Origin of the sequence: Nocardia sp. NBC_01009 (assembly GCF_045208035.1) — a bacterium.
GTDB lineage: Bacteria > Actinomycetota > Actinomycetes > Mycobacteriales > Mycobacteriaceae > Nocardia.
In genome coordinates, this window is record NZ_CP108695.1 from 5,837,026 (window position 1) to 5,854,085 (window position 17,060).

General features: G+C 62.8%; 16 protein-coding genes and 1 pseudogene. 5 read left to right on the forward strand and 12 right to left on the reverse strand.

All coding sequences use genetic code 11. The features are described 5' to 3' along the window. Positions 1–79 precede the first annotated feature (79 nt). Together OHA42_RS26135 and OHA42_RS26140 are read left to right on the forward strand one after the other, a co-directional pair. A complete protein-coding gene (locus tag OHA42_RS26135) occupies positions 80–844 on the forward strand; it encodes a DeoR/GlpR family DNA-binding transcription regulator (RefSeq protein WP_406230477.1) in 765 nt (254 codons plus the stop codon). Next, positions 841–1,461, forward strand: a complete 621-nt coding sequence (locus tag OHA42_RS26140) for an HAD family hydrolase (protein ID WP_406230478.1) — start codon at positions 841–843, stop codon at positions 1,459–1,461. The genes OHA42_RS26135 and OHA42_RS26140 overlap by 4 nt, the downstream gene beginning before the upstream one ends. Before the next feature lie 207 nt (positions 1,462–1,668). Here the strand turns inward: OHA42_RS26140 and OHA42_RS26145 are convergent, their stop codons facing one another. Together OHA42_RS26145 and OHA42_RS26150 are read right to left on the reverse strand one after the other, a co-directional pair. After that, a complete protein-coding gene (locus OHA42_RS26145) occupies positions 1,669–1,947 on the reverse strand; it encodes a hypothetical protein (RefSeq protein WP_406230479.1) in 279 nt (92 codons plus the stop codon). A gap of 122 nt (positions 1,948–2,069) precedes the next feature. Next, the gene (locus OHA42_RS26150; protein WP_406230480.1) at positions 2,070–2,474 is read right to left on the reverse strand and encodes a hypothetical protein; all 405 of its coding nucleotides are present in this window, start codon (positions 2,472–2,474) and stop codon (positions 2,070–2,072) included. Positions 2,475–3,109: 635 nt separating this feature from the next. Between OHA42_RS26150 and OHA42_RS26155 the strand changes: the two genes are divergently transcribed. Next, positions 3,110–3,667: a hypothetical protein gene (locus OHA42_RS26155; RefSeq protein WP_406230481.1), complete on the forward strand. Its 558-nt coding sequence runs from the start codon at positions 3,110–3,112 to the stop codon at positions 3,665–3,667. Positions 3,668–3,694: 27 nt separating this feature from the next. On the opposite strand, the pseudogene OHA42_RS26160 reads toward OHA42_RS26155, so the two are convergent. The 3 genes and pseudogenes from OHA42_RS26160 to OHA42_RS26170 form a co-directional block, all read right to left on the reverse strand. Beyond that, a pseudogene (locus OHA42_RS26160) lies at positions 3,695–3,809 on the reverse strand (SDR family mycofactocin-dependent oxidoreductase); the annotation flags it as partial. A gap of 94 nt (positions 3,810–3,903) precedes the next feature. After that, a complete protein-coding gene (locus OHA42_RS26165) occupies positions 3,904–5,460 on the reverse strand; it encodes an APC family permease (RefSeq protein ID WP_406230482.1) in 1,557 nt (518 codons plus the stop codon). Positions 5,461–5,575: 115 nt separating this feature from the next. Next, positions 5,576–6,118 carry a transposase gene (locus OHA42_RS26170; RefSeq protein WP_406230483.1) on the reverse strand — a complete coding sequence of 181 codons (543 nt, stop codon included), beginning with the start codon at positions 6,116–6,118 and terminating at the stop codon, positions 5,576–5,578. A 683-nt stretch (positions 6,119–6,801) separates the two neighbouring features. Here OHA42_RS26170 and OHA42_RS26175 point away from each other — a divergent pair. Beyond that, positions 6,802–7,818, forward strand: a complete 1,017-nt coding sequence (locus tag OHA42_RS26175) for an aldo/keto reductase (RefSeq protein ID WP_406230484.1) — start codon at positions 6,802–6,804, stop codon at positions 7,816–7,818. After that, entirely contained in the window at positions 7,815–8,624 is an 810-nt protein-coding gene (locus OHA42_RS26180; RefSeq protein ID WP_406230485.1) for a thiazole synthase, read from the forward strand. The genes OHA42_RS26175 and OHA42_RS26180 overlap by 4 nt, the downstream gene beginning before the upstream one ends. Here OHA42_RS26180 and OHA42_RS26185 read toward each other — a convergent pair. From OHA42_RS26185 to OHA42_RS26215, 7 genes are all read right to left on the reverse strand, one after another. Beyond that, positions 8,584–9,237, reverse strand: a complete 654-nt coding sequence (locus OHA42_RS26185; RefSeq protein ID WP_406239610.1) for a ThuA domain-containing protein — start codon at positions 9,235–9,237, stop codon at positions 8,584–8,586. The genes OHA42_RS26180 and OHA42_RS26185 overlap by 41 nt on opposite strands. 5 nt (positions 9,238–9,242) lie before the next feature. Then, positions 9,243–10,706 (reverse strand): aspartate ammonia-lyase, encoded by a 1,464-nt coding sequence (locus OHA42_RS26190; RefSeq protein WP_406239612.1) that lies wholly within the window; start codon positions 10,704–10,706, stop codon positions 9,243–9,245. 31 nt (positions 10,707–10,737) lie between these two features. Then, complete coding sequence (locus OHA42_RS26195) at positions 10,738–11,082, reverse strand: hypothetical protein (RefSeq protein WP_406230486.1); 345 nt, start codon at positions 11,080–11,082, stop codon at positions 10,738–10,740. A gap of 308 nt (positions 11,083–11,390) precedes the next feature. Beyond that, a complete protein-coding gene (locus OHA42_RS26200) occupies positions 11,391–12,311 on the reverse strand; it encodes an EamA family transporter (protein ID WP_406230487.1) in 921 nt (306 codons plus the stop codon). A 178-nt stretch (positions 12,312–12,489) separates the two neighbouring features. Beyond that, positions 12,490–13,803, reverse strand: coding sequence for a histidinol dehydrogenase (gene hisD / locus OHA42_RS26205; protein WP_406230488.1), 1,314 nt, complete (start codon positions 13,801–13,803; stop codon positions 12,490–12,492). A 205-nt stretch (positions 13,804–14,008) separates the two neighbouring features. Beyond that, a complete protein-coding gene (locus OHA42_RS26210) occupies positions 14,009–15,160 on the reverse strand; it encodes an MFS transporter (protein ID WP_406230489.1) in 1,152 nt (383 codons plus the stop codon). A gap of 296 nt (positions 15,161–15,456) precedes the next feature. Further along, positions 15,457–17,016: an FAD-dependent oxidoreductase gene (locus OHA42_RS26215; RefSeq protein WP_406230490.1), complete on the reverse strand. Its 1,560-nt coding sequence runs from the start codon at positions 17,014–17,016 to the stop codon at positions 15,457–15,459. Positions 17,017–17,060: the final 44 nt, after the last annotated feature.

Sequence of the window (17,060 nt, forward strand, 5' to 3'; positions counted from 1 at the left end):
TCGATGTGACCGATCCTATCGAACAGACTCTACTTTCGTAAGATTGATTTTCGAACACAATTGATGTTCTATCGAAGGTGTGGCGAGTACCAATCGACTGAGGCAGATCACTGAAGCCGTGCGCACGGCAGGCCAAATCGGGGTCGCGGAGCTGGCCGGACTCACCGGCGCGTCAGAGATGACCATCCGCCGCGACCTCGAGACTTTGGCCGGTCAAGGTGTCCTCGAGCGCTATCGCGGTGGGGCGAAAAGCCTGCTGTTACACGGCGACGAACCCCCTTTCGCCCTGCGTGCACAGGAAGGGCTGAACGTTAAGCAGCGCATCGCCGCCGAGGTCGCCGGGCTGATCGCCGAGGGCGAGTCCGTCGTCCTCGACAGCGGCACCACCTGTCTGGAGGTGGCCCGCGCGCTCGAGCACCGTCGCCTGACCGTGATGCCGCTGTCGTTGCACGCGGTGAACGCGCTGACCGGGTTACCTCTGTTAACGCTGCTGGTACCTGGAGGTAAGCCGCGGCCAGGCGAGCTGGCCCTGACCGGCCCGCTGACCGTCGCGTCACTGGCGGCGCTACGGTTCGACACCGCGGTTATCGGATGCTGTGGGCTGACCGCGGCAGACGGCCTGACCGCCTACGACCTGGACGATGCCGCGGTCAAGCGCGCCGCGATCGCCTCGGCCCGCCGTGTCATCGCTGTCACGGAGGCCGCCAAGCTCTCTCGCACCGCCCTGGCCTTCGTCGCGCCCGCATCCGCTATACATGCCGTGGTCACCGACGAGACCGCCGAGGACGATCACATCGACGCACTGGCGGAAGCCGGCGTCGTCGTACGGAAGGTGACTCTATGACCGGCACCGTGCTCTTCGACCTATTCGGTGTCATTGCACACCACCAGTCTCTCGAAGGGAAGAACCGATTGGCCCATACGGCCGGCGCGACCGGCCCGGCCTTCTGGGACGCCTACTGGACGCTGCGCCCGCCGTATGACCGGGGAGAGGTGACCGGCCCCGGCTACTGGCGTCAGGTGGCCGACCATCTCGGCACCCGTTTCGATGACCGTCGGATCGCGGAACTCATCGCGGCAGACGTTGCCAGCTGGAGCGGAGTCGACGACACCATGATCGCCTTGCTCGGCGAACTCGCGGTAGCCGATCGCCGGATCGCGCTGCTATCCAACATCCCCGAGGAATTGGCTGCCCATTACGAGGAAAATCACAGCTGGTTCCGGCACTTCCACTTACACGCCTTCTCCTGCCGCATCGGCCACGCTAAACCCGAGCCGGACGCCTACCTGTGGTGCCAGAACGCCCTGCGCGACGACCCCGCTCGCATCCTGTTCGTCGACGACCGTCAAGATAACATTCGCGGCGCCGAGGCAATCGGTATGCACGGCCACCTCTTCACCACCCCCGCTCGGCTGAGAGAACGCCTCGCCCAGTGGTACGCCAGCCCGCTGGCATCATGAGCATGTGAGCTTGCCTTCGGCCACCAGTGACACTCCGTGCTCGGCGGTTGCTGGTGGCCGCCTAGATGCTTGCGAGATGCTCGCATACGGGCTCTAGGTGGCTGGTGTCGAACGGCTGCCGTGACGGCCGGAGTCGGTGTGGCGCCCGCTGATGCGCGCCAACTCGAGGGCTACGGTGCCGTAGTGCGCCGGTTTGCATCTGACAGTTCATGCGCACGGCCGGCTCCTGGGATCATCAATATCGGTGCGCATTTCAGCCCTTGCTCTCGCCCGCACCAAAGCTATGTTCTCGTACCGTCGCTCATGCAGGTCGCGCATTATTCTCCAGAATTCGGCGGCAGTACAGCTCCACTTCTCTTCCAGCGCTGCCGCTTGCAATGCGGGTTTCTCCCTTTCGACTTCGTTTTCGGCGTGTGCGGCGCGGTCGATCAGTTCAGTCCAGCGCTTGAAATCCTGATGCAGCTCGTAGTCGACTTTCCGATACATTTCTATCTCCTTGATATCTATCTATCTATTCGAACCTCTTGATGTGTTCTTCAGATGGCCGGCTCGGCGTGTTGCATATCGCGCCGATCGGTCTATCACGTCGGCGACCGCTTGTAACTCAGTCACGTATTCGACATGACGTTCCGCTTCCGTTCATACCCGATGTCACCAGCTGCGCTCCAAATTCCGCTCGATCCCAACGGCAGTTGGAGGTGCCGAGTCCGTATTTCGTTCACCATTTCTGCGTAACCTTCACGTGCCTCAGCCAGGTGGAACCAGGCATGATGCCGCGTTTCGGTGTCTGCCGAGTGCAGCACTATCCACCACGCCTCGGCGTAGGTTTTAGCGATGTGGCTGATCACCTCCCCTAGCGAGTGCGTGTGTTTGCGCGCGCCTTTCGTGCGCGGCACATGGCGGGCCGCCCACGCATCGATCTCACCCACAACTCGATCAATTTCTGCACGAACCGGCTCGCAGGCGAGCTGCGGCGCCTGGTCGATCCGGAACGGAATTAACTCCGCGTGCATATCGCTGAGTTCTCGCGCCCACCGAACGAGGGGTACGGTACTGGTACAGCGACCCGAGATCGCTTGAAGTAGGTGTGCGGGCTCCAATAACGGCATCGCCCTCGTCGACGAGGATTCGCCGACCGACTGCTCTCTTGTTGATGTGTATCCGTTCAGATACATCACTCACCGCCTAAACAGGTCGTCTCCTTGACGGCGACGCGTTCTGCGATCATTCCGATCGCCGTGGAACACTGGGATCTCTATCGAGGCCCGCAGTTGCGGTTCGTGACCTCATCGCCAGGCTGTCATTGCGTTGGGGGGCGTCGAAGCCGCGTCGTTGCGACCTGTCCGGAAGGCCGCGTCGTTGCAGCGGTCCGGACAATTCGGCGTCCTAGGTGCACTCGTCGTTGAGTGGCGCTAGTCACAGTCTGTTACGCGGATGCGCGGGGAGTAATAGGCAAGGTGAGCAGGCCAAGCGACGCCTCATGCATATGTTGCGCAGAGGGGTATCTGTCGAAGCTCTTCAGTCGAATTGATGCGGCACCGGGTAACTGCCGCGCACCGACTGAGCTTGTCGTTAACCTCTAACCCTCTGCGATCGTCAAAATTGTTGCTGCTGCGCATATTCCGGTGATGGTGACTGGCGTGTCGTCGTGACATGGGATGGCCACCGTTCCATGATCCTCGGGTTCCTACCACAGATCCTGAAGATGAAGACGGTGGCCGTGACTCAGATTGAGCCCGAGGCGGCTGGTTCGGGCGAGCGAACACAGTCGTCGGTGCCGGATTGCCTTGCGGGGTTTCGTTGTTCGTTCTACGACAGCCTCGCGGTGCGTCCGGATGCGCTGGTCGAGCTGACCGATGCGGTGTTATGCGCTGAGAGGCCGGTGACCACGCTGGTCGGGCTGTCACTGACGCCGGAGCATGGTGGGCCCTACCACGGTCTCGCCGCCGGCGAGATCCGCGTCGAGCAGCTGCGCCGGCCCTCGGTCGGTCTCGATCCCGATCGGCACCTCCGACGGCTCGGCGCCCTCGCCATGAAAATCGGCAACGATCTTGTGGAACTTGGCGATTCCAGCCGCGCCTTCTGGCAGCTTGGCCCGTGTCCTGGTCCGCCCGTCAGGGTCCATCACCGCGATGTCGCGGTGGTCTTCCGCCCAGTCGTCGCCGATGAACAGCAAGCCATTTCTCCGTCCTGTCGCGTGGACTGACCACGACAGTCATGCGGGAGAATCGTCGAGATCCAAGCCGATGACGGCGGCGCCTTCACGGGCCAGAGTCAGGGCGTGGTTGCGGCCCTGCCCCACGCGCGATTCCGGTGAGTAACGCGACCTTGCCGTCCAGTGTTCCCATTGCTGTCTCCTGAGAGTTGCTGACCGTGGCGGATACCCCGCCGGTCCGGCGTCCGAGGCGACCTTCGTGCCGGACAGGCGGGTTTTCCAAAGGACTAGTCGGAGGAGGCTGCTGGAGTGCGGTCAGCGATGTCCTGGAGGTCGCGCTGGCTGTGGTGGGCCCGCAGCACCTCGGCGATTTCGATGGCATCGCCTTCGGGTGCGATGGACTTCGTGTAGGGCTTGGCGACGACCATGTAGATCAACCCAACCGCGGCCACGATGAGGAATCCGATGAGCGCGATCCATCTGTCGTAGAACGCCAGGCTGGTGTCTCCGTTGGGGCGTGCCAGCACAATCATCGACGCCACGCCGTAGATCAGGGCGCCGATTCCGACCGGCCAGCCCCACCTGCCCAGCGACCACCGGCCCGCTGGTTTCCAGCCCTTGAATCGCGCACGCAGGGAAGCGAACACGACCATCTGGAAGGCGAAGTAGCCCGCGAGGATCTGGAAGGAGGCGACCCGAAACAGTGCATCGGGCAGGAAGTACAGCAACACGAACAGTGCGATCGGCAGCACGGTGAAGGCGATCAGCGCGTTGACTGGGACCTTGCGTGCGGAAATCTGCTTGAAGATGTGGCTTCCGGGGAACATGTCGTCGCGGGCGAAGGAGAAGACCAACCGGCTGCCTGCTGCCTGCTGACCCATGACGCAGGCCAGGAAGGACGTCAAGGCGATCAGCAGGAAGATCTTGGTGCCGACAGTCCCGAAGGTGTCGGTCAGGATGGCCATCACGGGGTTGGCCACTTCACCGTCGACGATTTCCTGCAGGTTCGGGGCGGCGAGGATGTATCCGACGAAGCCGAACAGTGCAGCGGCGCCGCCGAGAATTACGGTCAGCATCATCGATCGCGGGATCGTGCGGCTGGGGTCGGGTGTTTCTTCAGCGACTTCTCCGCATGCTTCGAATCCGTAGAACAGAACCAGGCCGATGACCGCCGCGGTGACGAAAGCACTCAGGTAGTCCCCATGCCCGGTACCCATGGTGTCGAACAGCACCGAGATGGAGTTCTTGCGGTGAAAGACCAGCAGATACAGTCCGACCGCGATGATGCCGGCGAGTTCGGCGGCCAGGCCGATCCGGGCAATAGTGGCAAGGGTCTTACTACCGGTAATGTTCAATAGCAGCGACAGCACCGTGACCACGATGGCCACGACCAGCTTCTCGCCAGGGGTGGAGGCAAGGTTGGCGTCGGAGCGAAACAGGCCGAGCACGAAGTCGGCGGAGAACATCGCGGTGGTCGTCACGCCAACAAACACTCCCACAATGTAGATCCAGGACATGATCCACGCGTAGCGGCCATTCCACAATCGGCGCGCCCATTGATACAGGCCACCCGCGATCGGGAACTGCGACACGATCTCACCGAATACCATCGCCACCAGCAGCTGCCCGAACGCGGCGATGACCAGCCACAGGATCGACGGGGGGCCAGCCGTCGTCAGCGCCTGGGCGAACATCGACAAGATCCCCACCATGGGCGACAGGTACAAAAAGCCCAGCGCGAAATTCGCCCACATATTGATCTTGCGATCGAAGCTCTCCTCGTAGCCGAGCACACGCAGATGAGCATCGTCAGCGGAAAGCTGTTTGCCCGGGTCGTCATTCATAATTGACATCCTTCTCTTTCAACAGTGGATCGCAGATCGAGTTGCAAGACCATGAGCGAACGCCCGACTACCGACCGCGCGTGATGTCCTCACACGCCTCGGTGACCTCGATGCGCTACGTGTCCCACCCGTTGAAGAGAAGGAGTAGATCATTCACGAGCCTTGGAATCCGAAGCCGTCGGAGGCTGGAACCGGGTACTGTCCCGCCACCGACTGCCCTACTGTGACTGTTGCCACAGGATGAGTGTGATCTTCCGGCAAACCCGAGCGAAGACACATCGTGTGCAGGATTGCCGGAGTCAATTTCACCGTCTGGCCAGAAGGTTTCGGCCATGTTATCGACCGTAGTCGGCCGGTGAAGTATGTGCTTGTGAACCATCGAACACAATCGGAATTCGTAACTGGTCAGGTTATGCGGGCAGCCCTGGTCGCCCCTCGGCGAACATGACGAGGGTTTTCGAAGGTTCGCTGGCCGTGCTTGGCCGTGGTGGATAACTAGCTTCGTATCGTGCAGAACTGTCGTGCACCGGGAGTGTGCCGATTGGCGAAGTTTGATCATGCGGATGTCACGTTCAGAGCCGTTGTTGTCCGGCGGGACCGCCAGGTTCGTGGCGAACCGCAGGTAGTCGTCTTGGCGGTCGAGCAGCCTGCGCGCCAACGGTTCGGTGACTTCATCACCGCGGTTGCACAGGTGACGGTTTCGACCATGCCGAGGTGCGTGGCGCTGCGATAGAGGTGGATCTGCGCAGCCAGCGCGTCGGCGTCAATCCTGCCGGCCTCGGCCGAGGCGACCAGTTTCGCCCCACCTGTCGTTACAGCTCCGCCAACTCGGCCCTGAGCCCCTCGATCACACCCGCCTGCCGCTCGATAACGCAGCCTGACGCTTCAGCAGACCAGCCTGCCTCCCGAGCCGATCCGCCTGCCGCTCCACCAGAGCAGCGAGCTCCTCATACTACGGACGCGAATCACCATGCACCCGACATCATTCGCCAATCAACCGGCAGCCAAGACGACACGCCAGTCAACCGGACGCAACCACCTGATCAGTTACCGGAATCCTAGGTTTGTCAGGCGGTGCGGAATCCGGTGCGGCATCGTGAATCCCACGCTCCCCGAACCGCATTCCTGCTCTCGTGCGATATGTGCATCCAAATTCGGATGTGATGCTCACTCTGGGCGGTGGCAGAGGGATTCCGAGCACTTAACGTGGTGTCGACCAGGCGGCGAAATGCAGGTCCATGGGCTGGTGTCCGTGAACAGCGGGGCCGAGATCACGGAACGGTCGGTGTGTAACCGTGCTGCGCGCCGGCTGGTGCCACATTGACAAAAGGGGAATGCGTCATGAAGATCAGCAAAACGACGCAGTTGGGCCGCTCGGGCGTGCAGTTGACTGCCATGGGATTCGGCGGAGCACCGATCGGGAACTATCGCGAGCCCTCCAGCGACGGTGATTCCGCCGAGATGGTATCGCAGGCATGGGAATTGGGTGCGCGCTTCTTCGATACGGCACCCCTATACGGGCACGGACTGAGCGAATACCGGCTCGGGTATGCGCTGCGTGCGTATCCGCGCACCGACTACGCGATCGCAACCAAGGTGGGCCGGGTCGTGGGCCGCAGCGCCAATGGCACGGCCTCCAACGATTCTTACGTCGACACACCACCGTTCGAAGCCGAGTACGACTACAGCTACGACGGTGTGATGCGCAGCGTCGAGCAGAGCATGCAGCGGATGCTCACCGACAACTTCGACATCCTGCTCATCCACGACTGCGACCGCCGCACCCATGGTGAGGATCAGCCGGAGGTTTTCAAGCAAGCGTTGAACTCTGCCTATCCAGCCCTCGAGACGTTGCGTGATCAAGGTGTGGTCAAAGCGATCGGATTCGGTGTCAACGAAGCCGATATCTGCTACCGCGCTCTGCAGAACACCGACGCCGACTGCTTCCTGCTGGCAGGCCGCTACACTCTGCTCGAGCAGGACCCTCTCGACGACCTTCTCCCAGCGTGTCAGGACAGAGGCGTCGGCATCGTGCTCGGGGGCGTCTACAACAGCGGGATCCTGGCAACCGGACCTATCGAGACGGCAAGGTTCAACTACGCGTCCGCCCCCGAGTCGGTGAAGGCGAAAACTGCGGAGATTCAACGTATCTGCGATCGGCACAACGTCGCGCTGCCGGCGGCGGCGCTGCAGTTCGCCTTCGCCCACCCCGCCGTTTCTAGCATTTGCATCGGCGCCCGCAACCGAGGTCAGCAGCAGAAGAACGCCGATCTGTTCGAAGCCAGTATCGACCCGCAGTTGTGGGCAGACTTGCGCGGGGCCGGGCTGCTACGCAAAGACGCGCCGACACCCCGATGACCGATCACGCATTGGAGATCGCGGGCAAGCAGTTCGGCTCCCGGCTGATCATGGGCACCGGCGGCGCGGACAACCTCGCCGTGCTCGAGGAGGCATTGCTCGCCTCTGGTACCGAACTCACCACGGTCGCGATGCGCCGCGTGGACGCCGTCGGCGGCACGGGGGTGCTCGATTTGCTGAAGCGCCTGGACATTACGGCGCTGCCCAATACGGCGGGCTGTCGCACCGCCGCCGAAGCAGTGCTCACCGCACAGCTGGCCGCCGAGGCGCTCGACACCAACTGGGTCAAGCTGGAGGTGATCGCCGACGAGCGAACCCTGCTTCCCGACCCCATCGAATTGCTCACCGCCGCAGAACAACTGGTCGATGCGGGTTTCGTGGTGCTGCCCTACACCACCGACGACCCCATCCTGGCCCGCAGGCTGGAAGACGCGGGCTGCGCCGCGGTCATGCCGCTCGGCGCCCCGATCGGCACCGGCCTCGGCATCGGCAACCCGCACAACATCGAAATGATCGTGGCCGGGGCTGGGGTTCCCGTCATCCTCGACGCGGGCATCGGCACCGCGAGCGACGCCGCCCTCGCCATGGAACTCGGCTGCTCGGCCGTCCTGCTCGCCACCGCGGTGACACGGGCCCGTCACCCCGAACTCATGGCTGCCGCCATGGCCAACGCGGTGCGCGCCGGATACCTGGCCCGTCAAGCTGGTCGCATCCCTAAACGCTTTTGGGCTCAGGCATCCTCGCCCGCAAGGTTGAGCAAGCCCGCTACTGCTTCCGGGTTGCCCAGACGATGCCCTGCTTGGTGAGACGGCGGACGTCGTCGCCGGCCAAATCCAGCGGGGTGTGACCGATCGAGTGGTAGAAGACTCGCCCCTCACCCCATTGCCGTACCCACGCCACTGGGCTTCTCAGTCCCTCCAGCCATGCGAAATGCTCACCGGAGAACGTTGTTTCGGCCAGAACGATGTTGTTCGGGTCGACATGCATGTAGTACTGCTCCGAGGCCACCCGGAAGTCACGCACCCCACGGGTGACCTCGTGATCGGTGTCGGTGACCGTGACCAGGTAGTGCTGCGGATAGCCCTCGCCAGCGGGATGGTCGATAAAGTCTCCGCCGAGCAGCAGGTGGTAGCGGAGGCTGGAACGGAACGCCGCGGCGGCGCCATGCCAGGCGGCAACCCCGGTGCCCGCGGCAACCGCGTCCAGCAGGTGCGATTCCTGGGAATCCGACAGGTCCTCGGTGGTCAACGCATTGTTCCAACCGAGGATGATCAGGTCGTAGCCAGTGAGATCCTGGTCGAGGCTGAAGATATCCTGCGTTTCCTCCACGTCATAGCCGAGTTCTGCGAGCAGATCCCTGGTCCACTCGGCAATGTCGTACGGAAGATGGCCCGGCCAGCCGCCGTAGAGGTAGAGCACTTTCGTCAACGTTCGGTCTCCTTCACTGGTGCGACGTCGAATCGCGGGACAATATCGGCGCGGTCTGTCGGGGTGATCAGTCGTTCGGGCCGCAATAGCTCCGACACCTGCGCAGCGGACAGCAGTCCCTCCTCCACGATCAGGTCAAGGATGCTACGCCCGGTCTGAAGCGCCCGCTTCGCGATTCTGGCCGAGGTGGTGTAGCCAAGATAGGGACTCAGGGCAGTGATCACCCCGATCGAGTTCGTCACGGATCTCGAGAGTTGCTCCGGGTTAGCAGTGATCCCGACAATGCAGTTGTCGATCAAGGTTCGGCATGCGGCATCCAGATGCGTCAACGAGTTGAAGAGACTGTAGGCAATGACCGGTTCGAAAGCATTCAATTGAAGCTGCCCACCTTCGGCGGCCATCGAGATGGTCATATCATTGCCGACGACTTCGAACGCGACCTGGTTGACCACCTCGGGGATGACGGGATTGACCTTGCCGGGCATAATGCTCGAGCCCGCCTGCACAGGGGGAAGATTGATCTCGTTGAATCCCGACCGCGGGCCCGAGGACAGCAATCGCAGATCGTTGCAGATCTTGGAGAGCTTGAGCGCTGTTCGTTTGAGCACTCCCGACAACTGGACGAACGCTCCCACGTCCTGAGTCGCTTCCACCAGATCGTCGGCGCTGGTCAAGGGCAGTCTCGTGAGTTCGGCCAGAACCTCGCAGACCATCGGCGCATAGAGCGGATGACTGTTGAGCCCGGTGCCGATCGCGGTGCCACCCAGATTGATCTCGGCGACCAGCGCCGATGCCTCGATCAACCGTTCAGCATCCTCGGAGACCATCACCGCGTATGTTCCGAACTCTTGGCCGAGGGTCATCGGTACGGCGTCCTGCAGTTGGGTCCGCCCCATCTTCAGGAGGCCCTTGAACTCCTCGGACTTCTTGCTGAATGCCTTTTCGAGGTCCAGCAATGTTCCATACAAGCGTGAGATCTGCACCTGCAGAGCGATTTTGATTGCCGTCGGATAAGCGTCGTTAGTGCTCTGACCGAGATTGACATGCTCGAGGGGATCCAGGTGGTCGTAGTCGCCGGGGTGGCGACCCAACATTTCCAACGCCCGGTTCGCGATAACCTCGTTGGCGTTCATATTCGTGGACGTGCCCGCGCCTCCCTGGATGACATCCACGAGGAAGTTGTCGTGCAGTTGCCCTTTGCGGATCTCCTTGCAAGCATCCACGATCGCCTGGCAGCGTTGCGTATCCAGCAACCCGAGCCGATGGTTCGCTTCTGCGGCGGCTTGTTTCACCACCGCGAGCGCGGCGATAAGGTCCGGGTAGGCCGACAACGGGATACCACTGATCGGGAAATTCTTCACCGCACGCACGGTGTGGATTCCGTAGTAGGCGGTCGCAGGTATCTCCCGGGTACCCAGCGAATCGTATTCACAACGGGTCGGAACACCGTTCGAAACGATCGAAACGTAAGGGGTTCGCGGTAGCACGGCACTACCTCCATTCATCGCTGGACGCTGCCACCTGAGCCGCTGGAAGGCCCTGATAGAACCCGTCACCGGTACAGCTGGTCAATTCCAATTGCATGCCCCGCGGCGTGGGGAAGTAGAACCATCGTTGCCCTGCCACCAGGACGTCGGCCGCGACGCCGTTGGGGCCCTCCATAACAACCACATCCGGAATAGCGGTGACACAGTCGAAAGCGGCGTCGATGTGATCGACATAGAACGCCAGATGATGCCCGCCGATATCGCTGAACACGCACTCGCCGCCGAAATGATCGACAAAGAACGCCACCGCATGCTCCAGATCGGGGACGGTTAACGCGATGTGATCCACGGACCTCAGCGTGGGAACTCGCGGCCGGTTCAGATGATTCACAACTGACGAACTCCAATCAAAAGGCTGGCCCGAGATCGGTTCGACGGCCGGGACCAAGTCCCGTCGAATGATGCTCGAAACCAAGAATGTGCGATTATTCCCTCGCCAAACGGCGGGGCGCACCGAACAGGCGATCCGCCAGCGAGCAGCAACTGGCAATAGTGACGATATGACCGGATCGCCAACCGGCCCCAGACCCAATACGTGCAGTCTTGTCGGCTGGTTCTGCACGCAGCGCGTTGCACCTGGATGCCTCTCGTGTCCGTCTATTCCGAAACAGCTGCCAACGGTGCGGTTCGGCTGTCGGCCGACTCCATGCGGCGCGGCATGCGTGCTCGCCGGTCTGCGGAGATAGTCACGATGCAGCTGACCGCACTGATCGTTGCGATCGCTGTCCATTGCAACGGGCTCAGACCTTCCCGCAGAACTAGGACACCGACGATGCCGGCGATCGCTGGGTAGAGGGCCATCAGGTTTCCGTATTCACCCCGGCTGAGCCGACGAATCGCGAATAGTTCGAGCATCTGTGGAACGACAGTGGCAAGTATCGCCACGCAGAAGCCGAGCAGTAGAATTCCGGGGTCCGCGAGGCCGCGACCGGCATGAATCAGTGCTACTGGCGCGAAGCAGACTGCTGCCGCAGCGACAGCGACGGCAGGTCCTTGCCGGCCGGGGATGGTCGAGCCCATCCGCGAGCTGAGCAGGATCGACGAAGCCCACAGACCCGCGGCCACGACTCCTAGTGCGCAACCCATTGGATCCGCCTTCCCGCTCAGACCGGTGAGTGCACAGACAGCTGCGGCCGCGATGACCGCGCAGCAGCCGTTCAGCCATCGTCGTGATGTCAGCAGGGACACAGCGAGGGGCCCGGTGAACTCGATCGTGACGGCCACGCCGAGTCCGATCCGTTCGACCGCGGCGAACAGGCTCAAACTCATTGCACCGGATACGATTCCGAATGTTGCCGCGGTCATCAGATCTGATCGGGTCAGCGACCCCAGTTGTGGTCGCCCAACCATCCACAGAATCGGAGCTCCGAACACCAAGCGCAGGCCAACCACTGCCAGAAAGCCGATCGCGGGAAACAGCAGGACACCGACCGCGGCGCCGACCTGAAAAGAGATGCCGCTGAGCACCAGCGCGCCCAACGCCAGGTAGTGACCGGAAGAACGACCACTGCGTGCCACCCTGTGTCCTCGATTCGTGTGGATCTGTGGCTGTGCCGGTTCGTGACCGAGGGTGGTCGACGAACAGGATTCCGGTTTCCCGACCATTCGCCCGTGAGGCCGAGCGTGGGCTGCTCGCCGGGCCCCTGCGTTGTGACCGGCCGGCCTTCAGCAGGTAGCGGAGGTGTACGCGCGAGCCCTAGCCGAAGTCGTGATCGGTCCAAGGGAGGCGGTCGCCACCGTACTTGGCGGCACGCACGTCGGCCGACCGAGCATGGCCTTCGAAGTTTTCCAGCCGCGCGGCCCGCCCGGTGACGCGCCCGAGTTCGGCGCTGGCTACGGGGTCGACGATCTCTTGGTAGGTGACGGTCTTGAGGAACTTCCCGACCCAAAGGCCGCCGGTGTAGCGAGCCGCGCCCAACGTCGGCAGCACATGATTGGTCCCGATCGCTTTGTCACCGTAGGAAACACAAGTCTTCTCGCCCAGGAACAATGCGCCGTAGTCACGCATCGACTCGAGTGCCCGCCGGGGTTCGGAAGTAAGGACTTGGACATGCTCGCTGGCGAATGCGTCCGCCAGACGGTAGGCGTCCTCGAGGGTGTTCACCAGGTGCACTTCGCCGTGATTGCGCCAGGACACCTCGGCAACTGCCCGTGTGGGCAGTGATTCGAGCTGGCGTTCGACCTCAGCGATCGTTCGGCGACCGACGTCCTCGGAGGTGGTGATGAGCACGACCGGGGAATCGGGGCCGTGCTCGGCCTGGCTGAGTAGATCAGCCGCGACGACGAACGGGTCGGCGGTCTCGTCAGCGACGATGAGGACCTCGGTGGGACCCGCGAACAAATCAATGCCCACCTCACCGAATAGCTGCCGTTTGGCCTCGGCAACATAGGCGTTGCCAGGCCCGGTGAGCAGGTTGACCGGGGAGATCGTTTCGGTTCCCAGTGCCAGTGCCGCGATGGCCTGCACCCCGCCGAGCACGTAGATCTCATCGGCCCCAGCGAGATTCATAGCCGCGATGCTGACCGGAGGGGGTGTTCCCTGGTTCGGTGGGGTGGTTGCCGCGACGCGCCCCACACCGGCAACCTTGGCGGTCACTATTGTCATGTGGGCGGAGGCTGTCAGCGGGTAACGGCCTCCCGGAACATACGCGCCGGAGGCGGCGATGGGTACATTGCGGTGCCCCAGCAGAACACCGGGCAACGTCTCGACTTCGATGTCAGTTAGCGACTCGCGCTGCGCCTGGGCGAAGGTGCGGACCTGTCGCTGGACGAAGGTGAGGTCATCGATGACGGTTGTCGGTAAGTCGGCGACAATCCGTGCGATCTCCGCTTCACCGAGCCGGAAGGAATCCGGGGTCCAGGAATCGAATTTCTCGGAGTATCGGCGGACAGCGTCGTCGCCGTCGGCGCGGACGTCCTCGATGACGCTCGCGACTGTCTCGACCACCTGGGGATTGCTCTTGCTGGGTGTCCCGGCCTCGGTTGTTGGCGCCTTCAAGATGACCGACACGGAATACCTCTCTCATTGGTGCACTGGTGATTGCCCGACGGTGGCGAAACGGAGCTGCCACGTGACGTAAATTCAGTCTCGATGGCGGGCGCCCCGTCTCACAGACCCACGATGTGCAACATGTCGGGAGAACCCTTCGCAGTCACAGCGCGTGTCGCAAGGAGGACAACCTGGTGGAGACGTCGGCGGTCAATGACGGGCGCTGTTATCGGCCGACATTGCCAGCGGCCAGTAGGCACACCGCGACGGCCGCCAGTGGAACGAGAAGGGTGGCGTTGAGGGGGACGAACTCGGTCAACCACCCGATGATCGTCGGCCCGGCGAGTATGCCTGTGTATCCCATCCCGACCACTCTCGACAGATCTGTCGCCGTCGAGCCGGCAGTATTGCCCGCCGCCGAAAAGACTTGGGGGACAGTGCCGGCCAGCCCGAGGCCGAACAGACCCCATCCGATGATGGTCAGCACAAGCATCGGTGACCCGATGACAACAGCGATCCCGACCGCAGCCACCACACATCCCATTCGAACAACCCGCACCGGACCGTGTCGGGCAGTCGCACGATCCGCAACAAACCTGCCGAAGGTCATCGACACGACGAAGGATGCATAGGTCAGCGCGGCATACCATCCCGAGATACCGAGATGTTCAGCGGAATGCACGATGCTCCAGTCCGCCGCGACTCCTTCGGCCAGCAGAAACAGGAACGCGAGAACACCCAAGGTCACTATGCGGCGATGTCTTTGCGCGCTCGACGGCGTCTCGGATCGAGATCGTCGAGGAGAAGTCGTCGCAGATTCCTCGGCCCGGGTTTGGCGGGTCCATAACACCCTCGCCGCGGATCCGGCTGTCATCAGACAGATGCCGCTGGCTCCAACCGCAATCGCGCCAGGGCTCCATTCGAGCGCCAACGTGGTCGCGCCCGCGGCGGCGCCGACCACGTTGCCGACCGAATACACCGCGTGGAACGCCGACATGATCGGGCGGCCATATCGTTGCTCGACGATCACCGCCTGAGCATTCATGGCTACCTCGTTGATCCCCAAGGTGAACCCCAGCAGTGCCAGTCCTGCCGCCAGCGTGACGGCATTGGTCGCCAGCAGCGGGACGCTGATCGAGCCCGCGATTCCCGCATTGCCGACAACTGCCGTGCGCGCGGAGCCGTACCTACCGACGAGCGGACCGCTGAGCTGCATACCTACCCGCGCCGCAGCCCCCAGTACCACCAGCAGGGTGCCCAGTTGCGCGGTCGACATCCCGGTGCTGGCCTGCGCCGAAGGGATCTGCACCGCCCACGTGGAGAACGCGAATCCATGCAGGCCGAAGATTCCGAATACCGCCAGACGGGTATGCCGCAACGACCATCGTTCGTCCAAACATGTTGTCACAAGAAGGATTCCGATTTCTCAGGTGATTCGCGAGGTCACGCAGGGTTCCTACTGGTATGCCGCAGGCGGGCGCATCCTGGCTGGACGCGCCACAGGCTCCCGCGTGAAGTGGGTCGGGATTGCTACGAGCGTGCTGTCGGGATATGCCGGGCGGCGCATTCTCCTTAGATCATTCGACGGCCGAGGCGGACAGGGTCCGGATCACCCCGGGCCGGAACCCGAACGAAGAACGCGCACAACTGCGCCGACCGCATCGGGCGTCGAAGTCAGGCCGTGAGCTGGCTTGAATGCCCCAGCCGCAATGCGAGCGCGGCCACGGTGAGGGCCGGGTTGACCGCGGCAGACGACGGGAACGGCGAACTGTCGACGATCCACAGGTTGTCCAGGTCATGGGCCTTGAGATCAGCATCGACCACGCTGGTCAACGGGTCATCACCCATCCGGGCGGTGCCGCACTGGTGTGAGGTCGCCTCCACGCCGAGGCTCTGGGTCAACACGATCGGGAAACCGGCCTTGCGGACGACCTTCTTGGTTCGCTTGATCAACTCACGGTGCGACGACAGATTCGTCTCGCGCCGATCGACCACGATCGCGCCTCGCCGGTCGAGAGTGATCCGATTCTGCGGCAGCGGAAGGTCCTCGGACTGGATGAACAGATCCAGGGTGTATCGGGTGATCTCGTCCAGAATCGGCAGCGGGACCAGGGGCCGTGCACGTTTGATCATCGGCCCGCGCAGCTTGCCCAGACCCTGGACATTGCCGAGCGGATAGCGGTTGTCGGGCCCGGCGGAGTACCAGTCGTTGATGCCGATTGTCTTCTGGTACACCGCGTCGTTGCGTTGGCGTGGATCGATGGCGATGAAGAAGGTGGTCACATGGGCCATGTAGTTGCGGCCCACTTGATCCGAGGAGTTGGCCAAGCCGTCCGGGTGCGATTCCGAGGCCGAACGCAACAACAGCGCGGCCGTGTTGGCGGCGCCGCAGCTGATCACGAATCGCTTTGCCCGAACCGAGATCTGGCGCCCTTCGGTGCTGATGCGGGCCGCGGTGACCGTGCGGCCATTGGGATCGGTATCCAGCCGGGTCACTTCCGCATTGGTGAGCAGCCGGACGGTCGGCGACTGCAGGGCCGGTCGCACCGCGGATACCTCCGCGTCCCCCTTGGCGCTGACCAGACAGGGAAACGAATCGCAGTGCGCGCACAGTACACAGGCTCCGCCCGGTCGCCGATCGAGTGCCTGCGGCGCGGCGAAGGGATGTAACCCTTGCTCCTTGGCGCTGGAGGCGAACCGGGCCATAGCGCCTTCGTGCGTGATTCCGGGGAAGGGGTAGTCGGTGGAACGCCACGGGTCTGTCGGGTCTTCATCTTTGTTCGCGTGAACCCAGAACATCTGCTCGGCTTCGGTGTAGTGCGGTTCGAGATCGGCATAGGTGATCGGCCAGGCAGGAGAGATACCGTCGGGGTGCTCGATGTCGGCGAAGTCGCACTCGCGGAACCGCGGCAGTGTGGCGCCGTACAACTTCGTGCTACCGCCGACGTAGTGGTAGTTGCCCGGTATGAAGTCTTTACCGGCGCGCGCGTCGTGCCAGGCGGCGGAATTCTTGTACCGGCCCTCGATGTGGACCGCTTCGGGCGACCAGTTCTCGCGCTCCACCGGAAGGAAGTCACCCTGCTCGATGATCAGTACCCGGGCCCCGGAATCCCGCAGAGCGTAGGCCAGGCTGCCGCCCCCCATCCCCGATCCGATGATCGCGATGTCGCATTCCAGCGTTTCGGGCGGATCGGTGACCACCTGAGGCTGGCCGATGGCAAAAATGTCGGACACGGGTGAACTCCCTGAAGAGCAGACCGGGCTGATGAAATCGCCCA

Excerpts from the sequence above, each read along its gene's own strand:
- OHA42_RS26145 (WP_406230479.1), bottom strand. The coding sequence starts at position 1,947 with ATGTATCGGAAAGTCGACTACGAGCTGCATCAGGATTTCAAGCGCTGG.
- OHA42_RS26175 (WP_406230484.1), top strand. The coding sequence starts at position 6,802 with ATGAAGATCAGCAAAACGACGCAGTTGGGCCGCTCGGGCGTGCAGTTG.
- OHA42_RS26140 (WP_406230478.1), top strand. The coding sequence starts at position 841 with ATGACCGGCACCGTGCTCTTCGACCTATTCGGTGTCATTGCACACCAC.
- OHA42_RS26180 (WP_406230485.1), top strand. The coding sequence starts at position 7,815 with ATGACCGATCACGCATTGGAGATCGCGGGCAAGCAGTTCGGCTCCCGG.
- OHA42_RS26165 (WP_406230482.1), bottom strand. The coding sequence starts at position 5,460 with ATGAATGACGACCCGGGCAAACAGCTTTCCGCTGACGATGCTCATCTG.
- OHA42_RS26150 (WP_406230480.1), bottom strand. The coding sequence starts at position 2,474 with ATGCACGCGGAGTTAATTCCGTTCCGGATCGACCAGGCGCCGCAGCTC.